General features: G+C 38.7%; 20 protein-coding genes. 10 read left to right on the top strand and 10 right to left on the bottom strand.

Annotation, left to right across the window (positions count from 1 at the left end):
* Window positions 1-65: 65 nt before the first annotated feature.
* The 5 genes from GR160_RS01065 to GR160_RS01045 all read right to left on the bottom strand — a co-directional run bounded on the left by GR160_RS01065 (window position 66) and on the right by GR160_RS01045 (window position 4,977).
* Complete coding sequence (locus tag GR160_RS01065) at window positions 66-266, bottom strand: hypothetical protein (protein WP_160747979.1); 201 nt, start codon at window positions 264-266, stop codon at window positions 66-68.
* A gap of 138 nt (window positions 267-404) precedes the next feature.
* The gene (mnmD, locus tag GR160_RS01060; RefSeq protein ID WP_160747978.1) at window positions 405-1,067 is read right to left on the bottom strand and encodes a tRNA (5-methylaminomethyl-2-thiouridine)(34)-methyltransferase MnmD; all 663 of its coding nucleotides are present in this window, start codon (window positions 1,065-1,067) and stop codon (window positions 405-407) included.
* A 154-nt stretch (window positions 1,068-1,221) separates the two neighbouring features.
* Window positions 1,222-2,625: a glycosyltransferase family 2 protein gene (locus GR160_RS01055; RefSeq protein ID WP_160747977.1), complete on the bottom strand. Its 1,404-nt coding sequence runs from the start codon at window positions 2,623-2,625 to the stop codon at window positions 1,222-1,224.
* A gap of 238 nt (window positions 2,626-2,863) precedes the next feature.
* Window positions 2,864-3,997 carry an aldo/keto reductase gene (locus tag GR160_RS01050; protein WP_160747976.1) on the bottom strand — a complete coding sequence of 378 codons (1,134 nt, stop codon included), beginning with the start codon at window positions 3,995-3,997 and terminating at the stop codon, window positions 2,864-2,866.
* Between the two features lie 89 nt (window positions 3,998-4,086).
* On the bottom strand, window positions 4,087-4,977 hold the full coding sequence (locus GR160_RS01045; protein ID WP_160747975.1) for an OmpA family protein: 891 nt from the start codon (window positions 4,975-4,977) through the stop codon (window positions 4,087-4,089).
* Window positions 4,978-5,121: 144 nt separating this feature from the next.
* Between GR160_RS01045 and GR160_RS01040 the strand changes: the two genes are divergently transcribed.
* Complete coding sequence (locus GR160_RS01040) at window positions 5,122-6,663, top strand: serine hydrolase (RefSeq protein WP_160747974.1); 1,542 nt, start codon at window positions 5,122-5,124, stop codon at window positions 6,661-6,663.
* A gap of 3 nt (window positions 6,664-6,666) precedes the next feature.
* On the opposite strand, the gene GR160_RS01035 is transcribed toward GR160_RS01040, so the two are convergent.
* Window positions 6,667-7,449, bottom strand: coding sequence for an OmpA family protein (locus GR160_RS01035; protein WP_160747973.1), 783 nt, complete (start codon window positions 7,447-7,449; stop codon window positions 6,667-6,669).
* Between the two features lie 114 nt (window positions 7,450-7,563).
* Complete coding sequence (locus GR160_RS01030) at window positions 7,564-9,753, bottom strand: glutamine synthetase III (protein WP_160747972.1); 2,190 nt, start codon at window positions 9,751-9,753, stop codon at window positions 7,564-7,566.
* Between the two features lie 353 nt (window positions 9,754-10,106).
* Between GR160_RS01030 and GR160_RS01025 the strand changes: the two genes are divergently transcribed.
* Complete coding sequence (locus GR160_RS01025) at window positions 10,107-10,370, top strand: hypothetical protein (RefSeq protein WP_160747971.1); 264 nt, start codon at window positions 10,107-10,109, stop codon at window positions 10,368-10,370.
* 129 nt (window positions 10,371-10,499) lie between these two features.
* Window positions 10,500-12,863: a glycosyltransferase gene (locus GR160_RS01020; RefSeq protein WP_160747970.1), complete on the top strand. Its 2,364-nt coding sequence runs from the start codon at window positions 10,500-10,502 to the stop codon at window positions 12,861-12,863.
* Window positions 12,864-12,923: 60 nt separating this feature from the next.
* Here GR160_RS01020 and GR160_RS19360 read toward each other — a convergent pair whose 3' ends face one another.
* Window positions 12,924-13,106 carry a helix-turn-helix domain-containing protein gene (locus tag GR160_RS19360; protein WP_237421151.1) on the bottom strand — a complete coding sequence of 61 codons (183 nt, stop codon included), beginning with the start codon at window positions 13,104-13,106 and terminating at the stop codon, window positions 12,924-12,926.
* Between the two features lie 222 nt (window positions 13,107-13,328).
* Between GR160_RS19360 and GR160_RS01010 the strand changes: the two genes are divergently transcribed.
* From GR160_RS01010 to GR160_RS00980, 7 genes are all read left to right on the top strand, one after another.
* A complete protein-coding gene (locus GR160_RS01010) occupies window positions 13,329-13,583 on the top strand; it encodes a hypothetical protein (RefSeq protein WP_160747969.1) in 255 nt (84 codons plus the stop codon).
* A 2-nt stretch (window positions 13,584-13,585) separates the two neighbouring features.
* Window positions 13,586-14,332: a DUF3667 domain-containing protein gene (locus GR160_RS01005; RefSeq protein ID WP_160747968.1), complete on the top strand. Its 747-nt coding sequence runs from the start codon at window positions 13,586-13,588 to the stop codon at window positions 14,330-14,332.
* A gap of 278 nt (window positions 14,333-14,610) precedes the next feature.
* Window positions 14,611-15,468 (top strand): carboxylating nicotinate-nucleotide diphosphorylase, encoded by an 858-nt coding sequence (gene nadC, locus GR160_RS01000; RefSeq protein ID WP_160747967.1) that lies wholly within the window; start codon window positions 14,611-14,613, stop codon window positions 15,466-15,468.
* The gene (locus GR160_RS00995) at window positions 15,468-16,394 is read left to right on the top strand and encodes a YihY/virulence factor BrkB family protein (protein WP_160747966.1); all 927 of its coding nucleotides are present in this window, start codon (window positions 15,468-15,470) and stop codon (window positions 16,392-16,394) included. The genes nadC and GR160_RS00995 overlap by 1 nt, the downstream gene beginning before the upstream one ends.
* Before the next feature lie 28 nt (window positions 16,395-16,422).
* Entirely contained in the window at window positions 16,423-16,851 is a 429-nt protein-coding gene (locus tag GR160_RS00990; RefSeq protein WP_160747965.1) for a DUF2147 domain-containing protein, read from the top strand.
* Window positions 16,852-17,138: 287 nt separating this feature from the next.
* Window positions 17,139-18,371 carry a GAF domain-containing sensor histidine kinase gene (locus tag GR160_RS00985; RefSeq protein WP_160747964.1) on the top strand — a complete coding sequence of 411 codons (1,233 nt, stop codon included), beginning with the start codon at window positions 17,139-17,141 and terminating at the stop codon, window positions 18,369-18,371.
* A gap of 54 nt (window positions 18,372-18,425) precedes the next feature.
* Window positions 18,426-19,343: an AraC family transcriptional regulator gene (locus tag GR160_RS00980; protein WP_160747963.1), complete on the top strand. Its 918-nt coding sequence runs from the start codon at window positions 18,426-18,428 to the stop codon at window positions 19,341-19,343.
* A gap of 76 nt (window positions 19,344-19,419) precedes the next feature.
* On the opposite strand, the gene GR160_RS00975 is transcribed toward GR160_RS00980, so the two are convergent.
* Together GR160_RS00975 and adhP are read right to left on the bottom strand one after the other, a co-directional pair.
* Window positions 19,420-19,797 (bottom strand): DUF779 domain-containing protein, encoded by a 378-nt coding sequence (locus GR160_RS00975; protein ID WP_160747962.1) that lies wholly within the window; start codon window positions 19,795-19,797, stop codon window positions 19,420-19,422.
* Between the two features lie 142 nt (window positions 19,798-19,939).
* The gene (gene adhP / locus GR160_RS00970) at window positions 19,940-20,974 is read right to left on the bottom strand and encodes an alcohol dehydrogenase AdhP (RefSeq protein ID WP_160747961.1); all 1,035 of its coding nucleotides are present in this window, start codon (window positions 20,972-20,974) and stop codon (window positions 19,940-19,942) included.
* Window positions 20,975-21,151 lie beyond the last annotated feature (177 nt).

Below are 21,151 nucleotides of genomic sequence, written 5' to 3'. Positions count from 1 at the left end.
AAAAAACATGTATAAAAAAAGGCATCTGCAAACAGATACCTTTTAGACAGAGGCATTAAAGCCTTTTATTTCTCTTCAACATAGGCAAGGCATTCGTGCAGTTCCGGCCTGTTGGTTATAAAACCTTTAAGCCAGTCTATTAACTGCTCCAGTTCGTAGGGCAAAAGTAATTTTAAAGCTTTTTCTACTTCCTTGCTAAAAAGTTTAGGGTCAAAGCTCACATTTTCCAATACAGTCTTTGTGTAGCTAAACATTGATGCAGGCATAGTTAATTATACATATTGAGGTTAGTGGTGATTGAAAAATTTCATTGTAAAAGTAAATAAATATTTTTTCACTATAACGTTTTATATGATAATTTTATTACTCCCAAATTCTCAATATGCGATTTATTTAACAAAAGATTAAGTTTTTGTTGCCATTAGCATTTCACGCTTACCGGGAGGTCCGGCCAGTTTTTGCGTAGTAAATCCGGCGGCTTTCATGTTGTTTTTAATAACCGATCGACATGCATAAGTAACAAGTATACCTCCGGGTTTTAATGCATTATACATTTTTTTAAAAATTTCCTCACTCCATAAGTGTGGTTGATACTGATAACCAAAGGCATCAAAATATACTAAGTCAAAAATATTTGAATCGTTAATATCTTCAAAAAACTGTTTACGCTTGGTTAATCTGAAATTTAGGTTTAGTTTAACTTCATTGCCCCAGTCGGCGCTGTGCATAAAGTTAAAAACATCTAAATATTGCGTTGCTTTTAGCTGCTCTGCATAATTAAGCAGGGCACTATGTTCTTGTTCTACCGGATAAGCCTCTACTCCTACATAGTCTATCTTTTGTCCTGTCCCTACCGATTCTAAAAAAGTGATAAAAGCATTAAGCCCTGTGCCAAAGCCTATTTCTAAAATAGAGAGTTGTTCATTAGGTTTCAAATGTAGTCCGTTCTTTATAAAAACATGCTGCGCCTCCTGTATGGCTCCAAATTTAGAATGGTAGGTTTCCTGCATTTCAGGCAGGTATATGGTTACAGAGCCGTCTTCTGTAATAATAATTTCTCTTTTCAACTGTATCAGCTTTTAATCATCAGTAATAACAAAGGTATATTTAAAAACCTAAACACCTGTCAGTCTCAAAACAATAAAAAAGAGAACCCGCATGGATGGGTTCTCTTTTCCGTTTGTAGATATATAGATATGTAGAAAATTTACTTTAAACAGCTTACCCTCTGGTAAGCCAGCCTCTTTTGCTTGCTGTGGCAATAGCATAAGGCGTTATCCAGAAAAGTGCAAATGTGTATAATAAGCTGTATGAATAAGCATAAAACGATTCTGACACATTATATTTTTTAGCATAAAACAGTACCGAAAAACTCGACATTACCAGTATACTGAACAGCGTTGAACTTAAGAACAATACCGGATAGCTTATTACCAGGAACAGCATTAGTATGATAAAAGGATATGACAAAAATATAGACATAGCCTGATTTAACCACAGCAATCGTGTCCCCACTTTAGACTGCTCCCTGAATCCTTTAAATACAAACTTGGCCATCATCAGGTTTTCACGCACATTGCTCCTGCCCCATCGTATAAACATTTTATACAGTCCTTTATATTTTTCAGGAACGTTGGTTAAAACATAAGCATTACGCTGGAATAAAATGTGGTAGCCCTGTTTCATGATCATGTTTGTCATAGCACGGTCTTCGCCAATATCCGATGGTTTACCCATAAACGTTTGGTTTATCCATTCAGGCAGGCAGGCAAAAACAGCTTCCCTACGGTAGGCAGCCAATGCGCCCGGAGTACATAATACAGATCCTAAAGCACTCTCAGCAGAACGAATAAATTCAAAACTAAGCACAAAGCTAACATTAAGCATTTTAGGGATAATGCTTTTACGATTATTAAGCACTCTTACGTTACCTGCAACCGCACCACATTGTTTGTTTGTTACAAGCGGGCTAACCAAGTTTCTTAATGTATCTGCTTTTACAATAGAATCGCTGTCTACCGTTACAAAAACCTCGCCTGTACCAACATTAAAACCACGGTATAAAGCATGGCGCTTGCCCATATTTTTTGGTTGTTTAAATATCGAAACCTTATCGCCCAGTTCTTCTTTAGCCTTTAATATCCATTGCCATGTATCGTCTTTACTACCATCATCTATAGCCAAAAGCTGTAATTTATTTTCAGGATATTTGCTGGCAACGAGGCTTAGAAGTGTATCATAAACCAATTTACCCTCATTATATGCAGGAACAATAACTGTACATGTTGGCAATTCATCATCAGATACTGATTTTACAGGCTTGTACCTAAAATATAAAAACAGATTATAGGCAAAAAAAGCTCCCTTAATGGCAAGCAGACCCAACGTTACAGCAATCAGCACTATTCCCCAAAAAGAAGCCATACGCTCTTCGTGCAGCTTTTCAAACTCAGGCTGTAATTCATAAACCAGAAAAGTTCCGGCAAGAAGCACCAATAACGTCGCTGCCTGAATCATCAGCCCCTTAGTATTTTTATGTTTTGGTTTATTCTTTGTAGTATTAGAAGTAGTAAAACTTTCTTTATTTAAATTGATCGGGTTTGTGGTAAACGTTTCTGCATTCATATTGTGCTTGTATTTATTGAGAGGCATAATTTATCCCCTCAATTATTTACAAGCACCATACCACCACAAAAAACAACTGTAAATCAAAACATTACACATATACGCAAAAATTGCGAATTGTAGAATTGTGTAGAAAAAAATCCCCATTTTCTACACAATTGAATCATTAAGAAGCAATATAAAAGTAAAATGCCCACCAAAATATGGCAGGCATTTCTATTACATTATAACCTATTATTTACACTGGAGCGTTTTGCTCTATAAGTTTCTCTTTTTTGAGCTCAGCCCAAAAATCAGCAGGTATGCTAACCTTCATAGATGCTGCATTTTCCTGTACCTGTTTTGCGTTACGCGCACCTGGTATTGTTGCCGATACCACTTTTGGTGCAACAGTAAATTGCAGGGCAGCCGTTCGAAGGTCTACCTTATGTGCAGCAGCCACCTTTTTCATTTTTTCATATTTAGCCATGATGTCAGTAGGTTTTTCTCCCCCATACAAATAACGATCCTGACCTGCTAAAAGCCCGGCAGCAAGAGGCGCGCCAACAACTATACTTACTCCTCTTTTTTCGCAGGCGGGAAAAAGCGTATTAAGGTCGTCTTTGTGTTTTACAAGCGAATATTGCGTTGCTGAGAGAAATATATCAGGATCTGCTACTTCAAGGGTTTTAAGTGCGGGCTCTATAGTATTTACTCCCAATCCCCAGCCTTTTATAAGCCCTTCGTCGCGCATTTTTGTAAGCTCTTTCATGGCGCCATTCTGTGCTATTTTAAAATAGTCCAGCCATTTATCGCCAAGATCTTTGTTATCAGGCGAAAGGTCGTGTATAAAAACAATATCTAACGCAGGTATACCCAATCTCAGCAGGCTGTCTTCTACCGATTTTCTTGCTCCCTCGGCAGTATAATCGTATTTATAATTAAAGTTAAGCCTGCCTTTCCACAACGGATGGCTAAAATTTGCATCAGGGTGCATAAGCCTGCCTACCTTAGTCGATATAACATATTCTTTTTTGTCTTTACTGTGTAAAAAATTACCTATTCTGCGCTCGCTAAGACCAAGCCCGTACCATGGCGACGTATCAAAATAGCGAATGCCCGAATCCCACGCGGCCTGCATAGCCTGTAGCGAATCGGTATCTGAATTTTCTTTAAAACCATTACCCAGTGCCACACCACCAAGCCCAATAGTATAGGGCGGACGATAATGCTCTCTGACAGACGGTTCAAAACTACCCGAAGATTGGGTAATTACAGGTGTTACATTACTTTCGGGAGCAAGGTCGAAAGCATTGCCCACGAGTGGAGTTATAGAAGCTGCTGCAGCCCCTTTGGTGAGTGTGTTTATAAAAGTGCGTCGTGTAGTAGCCATGATAGTATTTGGATTTAATAGTTAAAATCCAAAGTTAGTCATCGCTTCATAGCAAAGCAATTATAGAATCTTAAAATATTGCTAAAGCCCTACGGATTTTCAACTATCATTACCTCTACCCTACGGTTGGCCTCACGCTCTTCGGGAGTTTTTTCGGGGATGGTATAAACAGGTTCAGAGACTCCAAACCCCTGAAATGACAACCTGCTTTTATCTATACCGTTTTGGTTTAAGAACATCATTACTGCTTTAGCCCTTTGGGTAGATAGATTTTTACGGTCAGCCGTCATACAGCACACATGCCCTAACAGTTTAATCTTAAGCCCCGGATTAGATTCCATTACCTGCAACAACTCATAAAGCCTGTGGCGTGATTCTGTCATTACTGCAAAAGTATTCTCATAAAAATTAAGGTTCTCTATCTTAATTTTCTCACCCTGTTTGGCTTCGTTTACTTTTTTCATAAAAACTACATCAAGAGTCATTTCCTGATCTTTACCGCCCGGCCCCTGTACCATTATCTTTTCAGGATATTTTATAGATTTTTTATCTACTGCGACGGGCTTTTTCTCTTTAATGCCTAATATTTCGTTCTCTTTAGCAAGATCTTTTTTCTGGAGGAAATAAATAGTAACCTTACGGTTCTCAGCTTTTACAGGCGAATGTTTGTGCAGTTCGCCAAAACTCCTTATCCGGAAATCTTCTCTTGTATTGATCTTTCCTTTTAAAAGACTAAATACATGTGTTACACGTCGCTGAGCCAATGTATCGTTAAGACCTGTGCTTCCGTCTTCATCGGTGTAACCATTTATAGCCAGCACCTTGCTCTCTTTATTGTCGCCCATCCAGGTTTGCAGTTTTGCAAACTCTGAAGGTTTAAGTTCGTATTTATTGCTGTCAAAATAAACCGAAAATTGTTCCTGTGCACTCAATGTGACAGTAACAAACAAAAGCGACAATAGCGAAAACAGCTTTTTCATAATAGTGTTGTTAGATTAGCTAAACGAAAATAAGTATTTATTTATTATTAACCGTTAAGTATATGTTTATTACCAACAAAAATTCCTACAGGTTTACAAATTCAATTCGTACTATTGTACAATCAATCATCAAACAATCATCTAATGAAAAAATCTCTCTTAATACTGTTCTTCTGTCAAAGTATCCTGGCGCAAATCCCGTCTGCTAAAATAGACAGCATGGTTACTCATGCCATGAAAAAATTTAATGTAGCAGGCACCGCAATAGCCATTGTTAAAGACGGTAAAATTATTCATAATAAAGGGTATGGCGTAAAGTCTATTACTACAAAAGAACCAGTAAATGAGCATACTAATTTTGCAATTGCATCGAATACAAAAGCCTTTACATGTGCAGCACTTGCCATTTTAGCAGAAGAGGGAAAAATTTCGTGGACTGATAAGGTTAAAGACCACATACCCGAGTTCAAAATGTATGACGATTATGTTACTGAAAATTTTAACATACAGGATTTGCTTACCCATCGCAGCGGACTTGGGCTTGGTGCGGGCGATCTTATGTTTTTTCCTAACGGAAGCGATTTTACACTGAAAGATCTGTTAAACAGTTTCCAGCATTTTAAACCGCAGTCTGCCTTTAGGACAAAGTTTGACTATGATAACCTGCTGTATATTGTAGCGGGCGAAGTTATTGCCCGCGTGAGCGGCATGAGCTGGGAGCAATATGTACAAACGCGTATTATTAATCCTTTAGGCATGAATGATTCATATACTTCCATTGGCATGATGAAAGATAAAAACAATCTGGCAACCCCTCATAACGATGTAAAAGGTGTTTTAAAACCACTGCCCCACTGGGATGAAATGATAAATGGTGCTGCAGGAGGCATTTATGCAAATACTGACGACCTTTGCAAATGGATGTTGGTACAACTTAATAAAGGTAAATACGGCGAAAGCTTAAGCTCCAAACTATTTACTGAAGACAGTCAGCGTGAAATGTGGAAGCTGCACACTGTTGAGGATAGCTATGGAGGGCGTTATAATACTCATTTTTCAGGGTATGGCCTGGGCTGGTTTTTAACCGATGTTAAAGGCAATATGATGGTGACGCATACCGGGGGATTGCCGGGAATGCTATCTATTACCACACTTATACCCGACCTTAACCTGGGCATCGTAATACTTACTAATACAGATCCGGGCGGCGGTTTGTTATTTTCTGCAATCAACAATACCATTTTAGACAGTTACCTTAAAATGGATGATTTTGGCTGGATAGATAAATATCATAAGGAATTTGCAGAAATACAAAATGAAGGCGATAAAGTAACCGATAACGTTTGGAAAACCGTAAAAGCGGCATCTAAACAAAAAATAAACTTCAGCCCCTATATAGGTATTTATGAAGACAAATGGTTTGGCAAAGCCGAAGTTTTTATGAAAGGTAAGCAACTTTGGTTTAAATGCCTGAGGTCTCCAAAGCTTAACGGACCGATGTATTTTTACAAAGCAAATTCTTTTGCAATAAAATGGGAATATCAGGATATGAATGCTGATGCTTTTGCTGTTTTTAGCCTCGACGAAGAAGGTAAAGCACAAGGCATAAAATTAAAGGGGATCTCGCCAAATATTGATTTTAGTTTTGATTTTCAGGATCTTGATTTTGTGCGCATAGAAAAGTAAAGCCTAATTATCCAGGATTTCTATCTCTACCCTTCTGTTAGCTATTCTTTCTTCTTCATTTTTTTCGGGCAATGGGTGTATAGGCCTGCTACTGCCAAAACTTTTATATGACAGCCTGTCTTTGGCAATACCGTTGTTTATTAAAAATTTATAGACCAAAACAGCTCGCTTAAGAGATATTTCGTTCTCTTCTTTTTTTTGGCAGCAAATATGTCCCTGTATATCAATTTTCAGCACAGGGTTCTTCTGTAAAATGTCAAGCAACTCCCTTAGCACTGGCTTCGAGGTGTTCAGCATAATATCAGTATTATTATAAAAGTTCAGGTTAGGTATTACTATTTTGTCTCCTTTCTCAGCATCGGCAACCTTTTTTGCAAAGGCGGTTGGATCTTTCTCCTGTACAGGTAACTCATTAATTGAAGGGGAAACACTATAATGTATTACCACTTTACGGTCTTTTATGCTTTTTCCTGTAGCCTTTGTTTCTCCATAACCAATCTTCTCGGCATCATCAACACTAAAACCATTTTCTTTTAATAGGTTATAGATATAAGCTGCCCTTCGCTCGGAAAGATCTGTGTTATAAATTGCTTCACCCACACTATCAGTATAGCCGCATATTTTACTTACAACAGCATGAGGGTTCTCTTTTATCCAGTCATATAGCTTTTTATTTGACTGTTTATCAGCCTCATCTATATCAAAATCAAAATATACGGTAAACTGTTGCTGGGCCTGAATTTGCCCCATAATTAAAAAAGACATACAGGCTAAAAGACGTTTCATTTGTGTAAGTTTTTTAGTATAACGATAGGCTCCAGATTTTATTTTGTATACAAAACTTAAAAAGCCTGCCGCAATCCGCGACAGGCTTTTTACATATATAAACCCTATGTAATATTAGCGTGTAAACAACAGCTCTCTGTATTTTGTAAGTGGCCATGCCTCGTCGTCTACAATAAGCTCCAGCTTGTCGCAGTGCCTCCTGATAACGTCAAAATATGGTTTTACGCTGTCGCAGTAAGCATGAGCCATTTCTTCGGCAGTACCAAGTGCATTAGCAGCTTTACGTGCCTCGGTCATTTCTTCAACTTTGCTATTAATACCGGCAATGTGACCAGAAATTTCCTTAATGATGCTTATTTGTTCTTTACCTATAGCCTCATATTCAGAACCAAAGATCTCTTTAAGACCTTTTACGTTATCAATAAGTACATTTTGGTAACGTATAGCCGTAGGTATAACGTGGTTACGTGCAATATCTCCAAGTACACGGCCTTCTATCTGTATCTTTTTAGCATACTCTTCAAGTTCAATCTCGTAGCGTGCCTCAGCCTCTGTGTGATTCATTACGCCAAGCTCTTCAAATAAAGCAAGTGCCGACTCAGATACTTTAGCTTTAAGTGCGCCCGGAGTTGTTTTATGGTTGCTAAGTCCGCGTTTAGCAGCTTCTTCAGCCCATGCATCGCTATAACCGTCACCTTCAAAAAGAATCGCTTTTGTTTCTTTAATATACTCTCTCAGTACATTAAATATAGCATCGTCTTTTTTCATGTCTTTACCTTCTATAAGCGCATCCACTTCTTTTTTGAAGTCTCTTAGCTGCTTAGCCATGATAGAGTTAACTATGGTCATTGCGTTAGCACAGTTTGCAGAAGAACCAACTGCCCTGAACTCAAATTTATTACCTGTAAATGCAAATGGCGATGTACGGTTCCTGTCTGTATTGTCAAGCAATACATCCGGAATTTTACCTACCACGTTAAGTTTAAGATCGGTTTTTTCTTCAGGAGAAAGTTTACCTGCAGAAACACCTTCAAGCTCAGCAAGTACTTTTGTAAGCTGGTCTCCAATAAATACTGATATAATTGCAGGAGGTGCCTCGTTTGCACCAAGCCTGTGGTCGTTAGATGCCGTGGCAATAGAAGCCCTCATTAGCTCCTCGTTAGTATAAACCGCTTTAATAGTATTTATAAAGAACGTAAGGAACTGTAGGTTGCTCATTGGCGTTTTGCCCGGGCCTAACAGGTTAACACCTGTATCTGTAGCCATACTCCAGTTGTTGTGCTTACCGCTACCGTTTACACCTGCAAAAGGTTTTTCATGAAGCAGTACTTTAAAAGCGTGGCGCTCGCCCACTTTTTGCATAACATCCATTAATAAAGAGTTATGGTCTACCGCAAGGTTAGCCTCTTCAAATATTGGAGCAAGCTCAAACTGGTTAGGGGCAACCTCGTTGTGGCGGGTTTTAACCGGTATACCTAAAAGCATACACTCGTTTTCAAGGTCGCGCATGTAGTTAAGTGCCCTTGTAGGTATAGAACCAAAATAATGGTCGTCTAACTGCTGGCCTTTCGCTGAAGAATGCCCAAGCAACGTGCGTCCTGTAAGCGTAATATCGGGCCTTGAAGCAGCAAGAGCAGCATCTACAAGGAAATATTCCTGCTCCCATCCAAGAGTTGCAGTTACTTTTTTAACGTTCTTGTCAAAATAGTTACATACAGCCACAGCAGCTTCATCTACAGCCGTTAGTGCCCTTAGTAAAGGAGTTTTATAATCTAATGCCTCACCTGTATAAGATATAAATACTGTAGGGATGCAAAGGGTCGTACCAAATATAAATGCAGGCGATGTAGGATCCCATGCGGTGTAGCCACGTGCTTCAAACGTGTTACGGATACCACCATTAGGAAAACTTGATGCATCCGGCTCCTGTTGTACAAGCTGGCCGCCGCCAAATTTTTCTACCGGATCGCTGCCATCAAAAGATGTTTCAAAAAACGCATCATGTTTTTCGGCTGTAGTGCCTGTTAATGGCTGAAACCAGTGTGTATAGTGAGTTACACCTTTGCTTAGTGCCCACTCTTTCATACCCATTGCTATATAATCGGCCAGTTTACGGTCTATTTTAGTTCCATGCTGCACTGCACTTTTAACCGCCTTGTAAGCCTCGGGCGTTAAAAACTGTCGCATTGCTTTGTCATTGAACACATTACTACCAAAGATAACAGACTTTCTGTCCAGCTCTTTAACCTCTACCGGCTTTCTGCCTGCGGTTTCTTTCAGAGCCTCAAAACGAAATGTTGACATGAAACTTATTTTTAAATGTTTATTTTATGTTTAAAACTGGTGCAAATGTACAAAAAAATGTTTCGCACAACAGCCACACCCTATTTTCTTAGGGGTTAAAGTTTGCATATTTTATCAAAATCTCAATTTAACCCACATAAATTAAGGAATCATCACATAAAAATTAATTTACGTGAAATTTACATTCTGGGATTACATTATTTTCAATAAAATTCCTACATAGGTTAAAATTAATTTAAAATTCATAACGCCCCGTTAATTGAGTTAAATATTTACTAACCAAATAGGTAGTAAGATGAAGATACTGTAATTTGGCTGAAGATAAAAAAACAATCTTTAAAACCTAAATACAAATGGCAAACAAAAAACTGATATTGGGTATTGCTGCGGGAGCAGCGGTACTTGCAGGTGCAGCGGTAGTAGTAGCCCGCAAAAGGTCTCAAAACAAATACCGCGCACAGGTAGAAGAAGCTAAAGAAAACTTTAAAGGCAAACTTAATGAGTTGCAGCGCAAAGCGCAGAAAGAGTTTAAAAATGCTTCATCTGATGCTAAAGAAGCTGTAAACAGCGCAAAAGAAAGAGCTACAGAGTGGGTTAACAAAGCTGCGAATGCTTAAACAGCCACCTGATCTTTTTGGATACTAAAAACCGGTTTTAATATAAACCGGTTTTTTAAATCGTTCTTGTACAACCAACCATATATACATGACTTAAAAAATTATTATTAAAAAATACCCTACAATGCCATGAAAACCAGAAAATCTGCCGGAAACAAGTTCCAGCCATTCCATTCGATCATTGAGCAAATATCAGCCCAAAACATACCTACAACATTAGATGTACTCCCCGAAATACTGGTTATAACAACGTTTCCGCCAAGGCAGTGTGGCATTGCAACCTATTCGCAGGATCTTATCAAAGCACTTAACGACCATTATGTAGATTCTTTTTCTATAAAAGTATGTGCTATAGAAAGTAAAAACGAACAACACACCTACACAGATCCTTCGGTTAAATATATCCTGAACACATCTGAACCGCAATCGTACACCAAACTGGCCAAAGCGATTAATGAAGATGAGAATATTAAGATCGTGCTAATGCAGCACGAATTCGGGCTTGTACATGAAACCGTAAGCCATTTTAATACATTTATTGACGATGTACAAAAACCGCTTTCGGTAGTATTTCACACAGTACTGCCCAACCCTAACGAAGAATTTAAAGCCAATGTGCAGCACATCCTTAACAGGGCAGACTCTTTAATAGTAATGACAAATAACGCGGCCGATATACTGGTTCGCGACTATATAGTAGACCGTACTAAAATTGCAGTTATTGCGCACGGTACACACCTTGTTGCCCATGGCCGTGAGGCAGAACTCAAAAAACAATATGGCTTTGAAGGCCGCAAGGTGCTTTCAACATTCGGGTTGTTAAGTTCGGGTAAAAGTATCGAAACCACGCTCGATGCCCTCCCACAGGTAGTAAAAAATCATCCTGATGTGCTTTTCCTTATCATTGGCAAAACCCACCCTACCGTGGCTTTGCAGGAAGGCGAAGTGTACCGTGAGTTCCTTACACAAAAAATCGCAGAGAACGGACTGGAGAATAACGTACAGTTTATAAATAAATATGTTGCGTTAGATGAGTTGCTGGATTACCTGCAACTGACAGATGTCTATGTATTCTCGTCTAAAGACCCTAACCAGGCTGTAAGCGGCACATTCTCTTATGCATTGAGCTGTGCCTGCCCTATTGTGTCTACGCCTATTCCACATGCCAAGGAAGTATTAGCAGGAGATACCGGAATGATCTTCGACTTTGGCAATAGCCAGCAACTGGCAGATTGCCTCAATGAAATGCTGGGCGATGAAGAACTGCGAAACAGAATGATACATAACGGCCTGCACAAAATTGTGCACACCATTTGGGAAAACTCTGCCGTAAACCACGCAAAAGTGCTGCAAAAAACTGCCGGAAACAGCTTCAAACTGCAATACCGTAACCCTAAAATAAACTTAGATCATGTAAAACACATGACTACCGATTTTGGGTTCCTGCAATTTTCTAAACTTAATGTGCCCGACCCGGAATCAGGCTATACTATAGACGATAATGCAAGGGCAATGATAGCACTGTGCCAGCATTATAAAAAATACAGGGACAGAGAGGTTATTAAATACCTTAAAATTTATCTTGACTTTATTGAGTTTTGTCAGCAGCCCGACGGCAGATTTCTTAACTACGTAGATGTAAATAAAAAATTTACTGCACAAAACGATAACGAAAACCTCGAAGACAGTTCGGGCCGTGCCATGTGGGCATTGGGCTATATGGTATCGTTAACCGGAATGCTGCCTGCCGAGCTTACCGATAAAGCTGAAGGATTATTCCAAAAAACACTAAGCCTTACAAAAGACATTTATTCTACTCGGGCTATGGCATTTGTTATAAAAGGGCTTTATTACTACAACCGTCAGGTTAAGGATGCAGATACTCTAATATACATTAAAATGTTTGCCGATCGATTAGTACAAATGTACCGCCATGAAGCCGATGAAAACTGGAAATGGTTTGAAAGCTACCTTACCTACGCTAACAGCGTACTACCCGAAGCTCTATTACTATGCTATGCCATTACAAATAATGAAGTATACAGGGATGTAGCTAAAGAGGCTTTTGATTTCCTTCTTGAAAACACTTTTGATGATACTTCAATTAAAATTATTTCTAACCGTGGCTGGATGGTTAAGGGCAAAAACCGCGAGCAGTATGGCGAGCAGCCTATAGATGTGGCCTACACCATACTGGCACTGCGCAAGTTTCATGATATTTTTAAAGATGAAGAATATCTTAATAAAATGGAAATGGCCTTTAACTGGTTTTTGGGCAACAACCACCTTAACCATGTTATTTACAACCCATGCACCGGAGGATGTTTTGACGGACTTGAGGAACACAGCGTAAACCTTAACCAGGGAGCCGAAAGCACACTAAGCTACCTAATGGCAAGGCTTACCATTACCAAATACTTTGGCAACCCAGACACCGTTTACTTTAGAAGAAAAATTAAAGCTGCCAAAACTGGTGCTTTTAAGATTGCGTAAAAAATAAATATACTTATATAACTGAGGGCTGTTTTTAAATAAGACAGCCCTCTTTTAGTATTAAACCAAGCCTTCCAGTTGTTTAAATACCGGTATTAAGAGCCTGCCTTTTTCGGCAAGATTGTATTCTATGTGCAGTGGCTTTTGTTTTATAATTAATTTTTCCAGCAGTCTAGCTTCTTCAAGCTCACGAAGCGCTACAGATAATGATTGCCTGTTTGCCTCTTTTATTTCACGCAACAATATACCGGATGAGGATGAAGCCGAAAATCTCTGCTTTCCATTTACCTGATAATAATTTTAGAAGAGCCTGAGCCGGGCATGTTTCGGCTTCATTGGTATTTTTTTGAGTAGTCATAAATTTCTGACTTATTGCAAAGCAAAAATAATTGGTTGATGTTTGTAAAGATAGAAAAATTAGTTTCTTTTCAAAATAATACTTATACTTGCTTTTAAAATTACACAATGAAGAATAATAGCTTTACAGAATTAAGCACTGAAAAACTAATAAAAAAACGGGATTTGCTAAAAGGCATCGTTATCGGAATTGCAATTGTATGGATTGCGATGTTTGGTCTTGCTTTGTATTTTTACATCAATAAGTCATCGGCTATATTATTTATATCTGTGGCGGCACTTCCTGTTACCCTTTTACCTGTTTATAACTACATAACTGCCTTAAACAAAGAAATTAAGCATAGGCAGCAAAATATTTCATAGCCATGAAAGAGGTTAATTGCCTAAATTGTGGTCATGAAATTACAGCGAATTATTGTCCTAACTGTGGCCAAAAAAACAGCACACACAGGTACTCTTTAAAACATTTTTTAGAGCACGACCTTATACATGGAATTTGGCATGTAGATAAAGGAGCACTATTTACTATTAAAGAACTTTTTACCCGTCCAGGACATAGTGTAAGGGAATATATTTTAGGGAAAAGAGCTCCTTATTTTAGTTTTGTTACACTTATATTGCTAACTTTAGCCGTATCTACCTTAATAGGACACTATTCACATGTAAAGTTATTAGATATTATTCCGGAGGCAAGTAGAGAAGCAATGTCTCCATTTGAAAAATTTGTATCTAAAAACCCTAAGATAATCCTCTTAGTTACTATACCTATATATTCTTTATTTAGTTTTTTATGGTTTAAAAAAGCAGGATTCAATTATTCTGAACACTTAGTTTTGAATTCGTATAAAGTTGCATCAGAATTAATTGTAGGATTGCTCTTTACAATACTCACCGTTTTTTACACGAACCCACAAGGCTTAATGCTTATAAACTACATTTTTGTAACCGGATTCAGCATTCTATATACCGCCTTTTTTTATTACCAGTTTTTTTCTAAGTCAGGATTATCAAAAAGATCGCGCATTTTCAGAAGTATAATGGTGCCTGTTTCTTATCTGTTATTAGCAATGATGGCCGGCGTAATATGGGCAATAGCGACCAAATCCAGATAAATAACTTTAGTATTAAGCGAATATTATACTCAGAAACTTGTCTTGTTATTAGCTATATCTTGAATAAACTCAGAAAACCGAAAGCTTAAAAAGCTATAAAAAAACTAAACACGTGCAAACTGAAAGTCTATACATTTAAGAATAGCCGGGGAGTAGCCGATTGAGATCAAAACCAACAAACCTACGCTTCCCCCCACCCCCGGCTTAATTCTTATAAGGATATCAAAAAAACATTAATTCCGCAAAAAATCCTTATTTTAGCGTTATAATACCACATAATGATATCTGACATTCAATTTCAAAAAGAACTCGATATAATAATAGCCAATGCCATCCGCGAAGACGTTGGCCCCGGCGATTACAGCTCTCTTGCCTGTATTCCCAATACCGCAACCGGACGTGCCAAACTGCTCGTTAAAGACAACGGACTCCTTGCCGGTGTGGCTTTTGCCCAGCAGGTGTTTGCCTATGTAGACCCGGCTCTTACTTTTGAGGTTTTTATTCAGGATGGCACCCCTGTACAATATGGCGATGTGGCTTTTCATGTACACGGCAGTTCGCAAAGCATTCTTAAGGCCGAAAGACTTGTACTCAACGCCATGCAGCGCATGAGTGCCATTGCAACCAAAACCGCCAAATACGTTAAAATACTTAAGGGCACCGGAACTGGCGTGCTGGACACCCGCAAAACCACTCCGGGCATTCGTGCGCTCGAAAAATGGGCGGTAAAAATAGGCGGAGGAGAAAACCACCGTTTTGCCCTTTATGATATGGTAATGCTTAAAGACAATCACATAGATTTTGCAGGCGGCATTACCCCTGCCATACAAAAAACACAGGAGTACCTTAAAGCCAACAACCTCGACCTTAAAATTATTGTCGAGGCCCGCGACCTTGACGAGGTTAAAGAGATTATGCAAAACCCGGGTATTCACCGAATACTGCTTGATAATTTTGACTATGCACAAACCCGCGAAGCAGTGGCTCTTATTGGAGATTATTGCCAAACCGAAAGTAGTGGCGGCATTAATGAAGACACCATGCGCCATTATGCAGAGTGTGGTGTAAACTATATTAGCAGCGGTGCGCTAACCCATTCTGTTTATAACATGGACCTCAGCCTAAAAGCATTTTAATGTCTGTAGAACTGGAACATAAGCTGGAGCGCATTCCGGTAATAAAACACCTTGTGCGTTTTGGCAAAAGCATAAAACTTCCTTACAGCGAAGGGCTTACCCTGTACCACCTTTTAGAACTATACATTACAGGTATTGTAAAAGGCGATATATCCTATAGAGCCGGAGCCATTGCATTCAGTTTCTTTATGTCGCTGTTTCCGTTTGCGCTGTTCATCCTCAACCTTATACCCTATATTCCGTTAGAGGGGTTTCAGGAAGATTTTTTAAACTTCGTGGCAGATAATGTACCTCCAAATACCTTTGATGCCATTAAGGACATACTGGCAGATATTTTATTAAACAGCCAGGGCAGCCTCCTCTCTACAGGTATATTGCTCGCTATATTGCTTATGAGCAACGGCTTGAACGCTATATTGAGCGGTTTCCAGAACAGCATGCACATTACCATAAAGCGCACTTATTTCCGTCAATATGCTTTGGCTATTGGGCTGTCGCTCATACTCACCCTCCTGTTAATAGTAACAGTGGCATCTATAGTAACGCTCGAAGTTATTATACGCACCCTCGAAAAGCAAGGCATTATTGGCGAAGACGATTACCTGCTTCCGCTGGGGCGCTATGTTTTTCTTATTTTAATGATACTAACCACTACCTCGTTACTCTTTAAATTTGCCGCAAAAGAAACCCGTAATGCCGCTTTTTTCAGCTATGGATCGGTTTTCAGCACGCTGCTTTTTGGTGTAACGTCGTTTGCTTTCAGTATATATGTAGTGCGTTTTAGTAAATACAATGAGTTGTACGGCTCTATTGGCACGTTGCTTGTATTGATGCTTTATATATGGATCAACTGTTTTATTTTGTTGCTTGGTTTCGAATTAAATGCGCTGATTCATAAATTAAAAAGAAAAAATTTGTATATTTAGCATAAATAACAACTCAAAATTATTTACTATGAAAAAATACATATTCGCATCCTTACTTTTTATTGGCATCGGTTTTACGTCTTTGCAGGCTCAGGTAACCGGAAAATGGAAAACAGTAGACGATGAAACCGGTGAAGCAAAATCGATTGTAGAAGTGTATGAAAAAGACGGAAAAATTTATGGTAAGGTAGTAGAGATACTAAACCCTGCCAAAAAAGATGCCAAATGCAAAGACTGTAAAGGTGCCGATAAAGACAAACCTATTCTTGGACTGGTTATTATAAAAGGGCTTACCAAAGACGGCGACGAGTATACAGACGGCGATATTTTAGACCCTAACAAAGGCAAACTTTATAGCTGCACTATTAAATTAGATGGTAAGGATAAACTTAGTGTTCGCGGATATATGGGCATTTCTTTATTAGGCCGTAGTCAAACCTGGAGCAGGGTTAAATAGTTTAAAAATACTACATATCAAAATATATCAAGGAATCTTAGTAACAGGGTTCCTTTTTTCATAGATTATATTTTATTTTTTAACAAAGATTAACAGCCATTCATGACCTTAATTGATACAATAGCCTTAATTTAGGGAAAAATTAGTAAGAGTAGGATGCACAACCTCATAAGGTTATAACATCATGCGGTTTTGGTTACAACATTGCGTACAACCCTTACTAATGTAAAATTTAAAATTTAATTTCGCCCCACAGGATTTAACTTAGAATCCGTTTAAAAGTGTCAATGACGTACCGCAGACCATATTCAGTGCCCGATAATGAGCTCCTTAGACTTGAAAAACTAAGGGAATATCACATTTTGGACACGCACTCTGAAGATACCTTTGATAAAATTGCTCTTTTGGCCGCACAGGTATTCAACACATCCGGGGCATTTATAAATTTTGTAGATCAGGACAGGGTCTTTGTCAAATCTAATGTGAGCCTGTTGCACTTTCAGGACGTTCCCAGGGCCGACAGCATATGCTCTCTGGCAATTACATCAGATCATGTTACTGTTTTTAACGATGCGTTAGAATCGCCTGAACTTGCCAATAAATCAGATAAAATATTAGAAAGCGGTGTGCGTTTTTATGCCGCTGCCCCTTTAAAAACCCCCGAAGGTTTTAATGTGGGTACTATATGTGTGGTTAACAACACTCCTCTACACCCTGCCGAAGAACAACTTGACATGCTTAAAACCATGGCATCGTTGGTAATAGACAAGTTAGAGAACAGGCTGCGCTACCGAAAATCGATAGAATCTCAGGTTAATTTAATGAACATTGTGCTTCATGAAATTAAAAACCCATTGGCATCTATAAAACTTGCTAACGAAATCATATCTAAAAAGCCCGAAAGTGCCGTGCGCATGACCGATAATATTCAGTCGGCTGTAGTAAGAATCCAGACGAAACTCTCTGAGCTTTTAAAACAGTCTGAGCTCGAAGAAAAAGACATGATGCTCAACATTGAGGAAGTAGACCTTAAAGAGATGTTCGTTAGGCTTTTATACAATTTTGAGCTTTTAGCCAACCGCAAAAAACAGGTTATAGAGTTTAATTGTGATGAAAGCCTGCCTAAAATCGAGGCAGACCGTACCAAAATATCTGATGTACTTCATAACCTTTTAAGTAACGCTATTAAATATTCGTATCACGATACTACTATAAAAGTTACAGCAAGAGAGGCTGGAAACTATGTGCACATAGAAGTGAAGGATGAAGGACAGGGACTGAATTTCAGCGACATGCAAAAGCTATTTACCAAGTTTGCTAAGTTAAGCTCTACCCCTACCGGTAAAGAAACCTCTAACGGTTTGGGATTGTCTATTACAAAATCTTTTGTGGAACTGCATGATGGAAACATTTATGCCATGAGCCCAGGAAAAGACAAGGGTACTACGTTTATTGTTTCCATTCCATTTAAGCACAAAAGAAACGAAGAGCTAACCGAAATCTCAGAATTAAATCCCTAAAAATTTTTCTGAAACGTTTAATATCACTAAATTTAAGTTACTTAAAATTAGGGTATGAACAACCACAAAACACTACTGCAAACACCATCGCTATCAGTAGAAAAATCGCTTAAAACTTTAGTAGAGAACCGTACTATTTATTCACTCGACAATTGCGAACTCAATTTATTTGAAACCTATCAGGAAAGTGTATTGGTACCTTTAAAGTTTAACGACCTTGTGGTTACAAGCATGCTACGCGGCAAAAAGGTAATGCACCTGTTTGATGACCCGGAATTTGAATACCTTCCGGGCGAAACAGTTATTGTTCCCGGAAATGTAGAAATGAAGATCGATTTTCCTGAAGCTTCAGCCAATAACCCTACGCAATGCCTTGCCCTGGCAATAGACCACGATAAAATTACAGAAACACTCGATTTTTTAAGTGAGCGATATCCTAAGCAGGATGGCGCATGGCAGCTTAACCACCATAATTACTTTTTTTATAATAATACTGATCTTGCCACAACACTAAACAAACTGGTTAAAGAATGCATGGGAACATCGGTTACTAAAGATGCCCTTGCCGATCTTGCATTGCAGGAACTGCTAATAAGAATTGTACAAACACAAACTACCCAGCGCGCCCACGAAAATAAGGGAATAGATACTGACAGTGCCATTTATGAGATTACGAAATACATTCGAGATAATATAAACGCGCATATTAATCTAAAGGAACTTAGCGACAAAGCCAATATGAGTACCGCCTCTTTTTACAGGTATTTTAAACGGGAACTAGGCACTACCCCAATGGAATTTATATTAAATGAAAAAATAAAGCATGCCAAACAACTGCTCAACAATCCAGGTATACAGGTAAATGAGGTATGCTATATGGCAGGTTTTGAAGACTGCAATTATTTTATCCGTCTCTTTAAAAAACACGAAGGCATTACACCAAAACAATACCAAATGCTTAATGTTAGCTGATTTGTTCTTTTGGTAATTTGCTGATTTGGTAATTCGGTTATTTGAAAATCCAACAACCATCAACTTACAACCAAAACTAATCCTCGTTCAAGCGCACAGGCTCTAAATTCTTTTCTTCTTCGGGAGTAAATATCCTGTAATTTACTTTAAACGATTTTCCTCGCGGAGATTCTAACGAAAAACCGCCTGCACCAAACGCATCTACAACATCAAGTTCAAAATGGGCATGCTTCCAATACTCAAACAGGTCGCGGTCTACCCAAAATTCAAAACTTTCCACTTCTCCTATACACACATCATTGCTGCGCAGGTAGTATCCTCCTTTTTCAAAACATTGCGGTTGCGTACCCTCGCAGCATCCGCCTGCCTGATAAAACATCAAGTCGCCAAAATCAGCCGAAATTTCCTTTATCAGCTGCCTGGCTTTATCGGTAGCATCGAGCCTTTTTATCATAACTAATAGCTTAAATTAAAACATAAACCTCTAAGACCATAACTTTTTATGCAGTGAATTTGGGGGCCAACGTTACATATAATACATTATGGCCTTAAGGTTTACAAATTGGGTTAGTTAGGTTAACAACAGGTTATTTTTGCTAAGTGTTTGCAATATCTAAAACCATACGCCCGTCTATTTGGCCTTTTTTCATTTTGTCAAACACTTCGTTTATATCTTCAAGTTTGGCTGCAGTTACATTAGCTTTTACTTTACCTTCATTGGCAAATTCTATGGCCTCCTGCAAATCTTTACGTGTACCTACGATAGATCCTCTTATAGTGATCCTGTTAAGTACCGTATCAAAAATAGAAAGGTCAAAATTGCCCGGGGGCAAACCATTTAATGCCATAGTGCCTTTTCGCCTTAATGTTTCTAAACCCTGTTTAAATGCAATGGGCGAAACAGCCGTTACAAGTGCACCGTGCATACCCCCTACTTCTTTTTTAAGATATTCTCCCGGATTTTGATTTTTTGCATTCACAACCAAATCTGCACCAAGGCGTTTTGCAAGGTCAAGTTTTGTGTCATCAACATCAATGGCAGCAACATGCATTCCCATTGCTTTTGCATATTGTACAGCCACGTGGCCCAAACCACCAATACCCGATATAGCAACCCACTCTCCAGGTTTGGTCTCTGTTTCTTTAAGTCCCTTATAAACAGTTACCCCGGCACAAAGAATAGGAGCCATTTCCATAAAGTTTACATTGTCGGGCAGTTTACCCACATAGCGCGCATCGGCAATTACATACTCGGCAAAACCTCCGTCTACGCTATATCCTCCATTTTGCTGGCTGTCGCAAAGCGTTTCCCATCCGGTAATACAATATTCGCAACCACCACAGGCACTATACAGCCAGGGCACACCCACGGCATCGCCCTCTTTTACATTGTTTACATCAGGCCCTACAGCAACTACATAGCCCACACCCTCATGGCCTGGTATTAAAGGCATTTTTGGTTTAACAGGCCAGTCTCCTTCTACGGCATGCAAATCGGTATGGCAAACACCACTGGCTATAACCTTAACCAATATCTGGTTTCTGCCGGGACGTTTAACTTCTACTTCTTCTATCTGAAGATCCTTTCCAAATTCGCGCACAACAGCGGCTTTCATTGTTTTTGGAAGCATAATTTATGTTTGTTTAATGGTTAAATCATTTACAATTTTGGCTAAGAAAAGGCATAACAGCCCTGAACATACTTTTTATTGTATATTCTAAAAGCCTAAAGAAATTACCTGCTTTAAATTTTAAAACAGGTAATTTTTTAAAAAAAATTAGATTAAAAAAACAGACATTATTTTACG

The sequence above is a fragment of the Flavobacterium sp. Sd200 genome (assembly GCF_009826935.1).
GTDB lineage: Bacteria > Bacteroidota > Bacteroidia > Flavobacteriales > Flavobacteriaceae > Flavobacterium.
This window is presented reverse-complemented; position numbering and strand designations above follow the sequence as displayed.

Coding starts and splice junctions, on each gene's coding strand:
- GR160_RS00990 (WP_160747965.1), top strand. CDS start 16,423: ATGAAAAAATACATATTCGCATCCTTACTTTTTATTGGCATCGGTTTT.
- nadC (WP_160747967.1), top strand. CDS start 14,611: ATGATATCTGACATTCAATTTCAAAAAGAACTCGATATAATAATAGCC.
- GR160_RS00995 (WP_160747966.1), top strand. CDS start 15,468: ATGTCTGTAGAACTGGAACATAAGCTGGAGCGCATTCCGGTAATAAAA.
- GR160_RS01055 (WP_160747977.1), bottom strand. CDS start 2,625: ATGAATGCAGAAACGTTTACCACAAACCCGATCAATTTAAATAAAGAA.
- GR160_RS01050 (WP_160747976.1), bottom strand. CDS start 3,997: ATGGCTACTACACGACGCACTTTTATAAACACACTCACCAAAGGGGCT.
- GR160_RS01045 (WP_160747975.1), bottom strand. CDS start 4,977: ATGAAAAAGCTGTTTTCGCTATTGTCGCTTTTGTTTGTTACTGTCACA.
- GR160_RS01010 (WP_160747969.1), top strand. CDS start 13,329: ATGAAGAATAATAGCTTTACAGAATTAAGCACTGAAAAACTAATAAAA.
- GR160_RS01030 (WP_160747972.1), bottom strand. CDS start 9,753: ATGTCAACATTTCGTTTTGAGGCTCTGAAAGAAACCGCAGGCAGAAAG.
- GR160_RS01005 (WP_160747968.1), top strand. CDS start 13,586: ATGAAAGAGGTTAATTGCCTAAATTGTGGTCATGAAATTACAGCGAAT.
- GR160_RS01040 (WP_160747974.1), top strand. CDS start 5,122: ATGAAAAAATCTCTCTTAATACTGTTCTTCTGTCAAAGTATCCTGGCG.
- GR160_RS01065 (WP_160747979.1), bottom strand. CDS start 266: ATGCCTGCATCAATGTTTAGCTACACAAAGACTGTATTGGAAAATGTG.
- GR160_RS00985 (WP_160747964.1), top strand. CDS start 17,139: ATGACGTACCGCAGACCATATTCAGTGCCCGATAATGAGCTCCTTAGA.
- adhP (WP_160747961.1), bottom strand. CDS start 20,974: ATGCTTCCAAAAACAATGAAAGCCGCTGTTGTGCGCGAATTTGGAAAG.
- GR160_RS01020 (WP_160747970.1), top strand. CDS start 10,500: ATGAAAACCAGAAAATCTGCCGGAAACAAGTTCCAGCCATTCCATTCG.
- GR160_RS00975 (WP_160747962.1), bottom strand. CDS start 19,797: ATGATAAAAAGGCTCGATGCTACCGATAAAGCCAGGCAGCTGATAAAG.
- GR160_RS01035 (WP_160747973.1), bottom strand. CDS start 7,449: ATGAAACGTCTTTTAGCCTGTATGTCTTTTTTAATTATGGGGCAAATT.
- GR160_RS01025 (WP_160747971.1), top strand. CDS start 10,107: ATGGCAAACAAAAAACTGATATTGGGTATTGCTGCGGGAGCAGCGGTA.
- GR160_RS00980 (WP_160747963.1), top strand. CDS start 18,426: ATGAACAACCACAAAACACTACTGCAAACACCATCGCTATCAGTAGAA.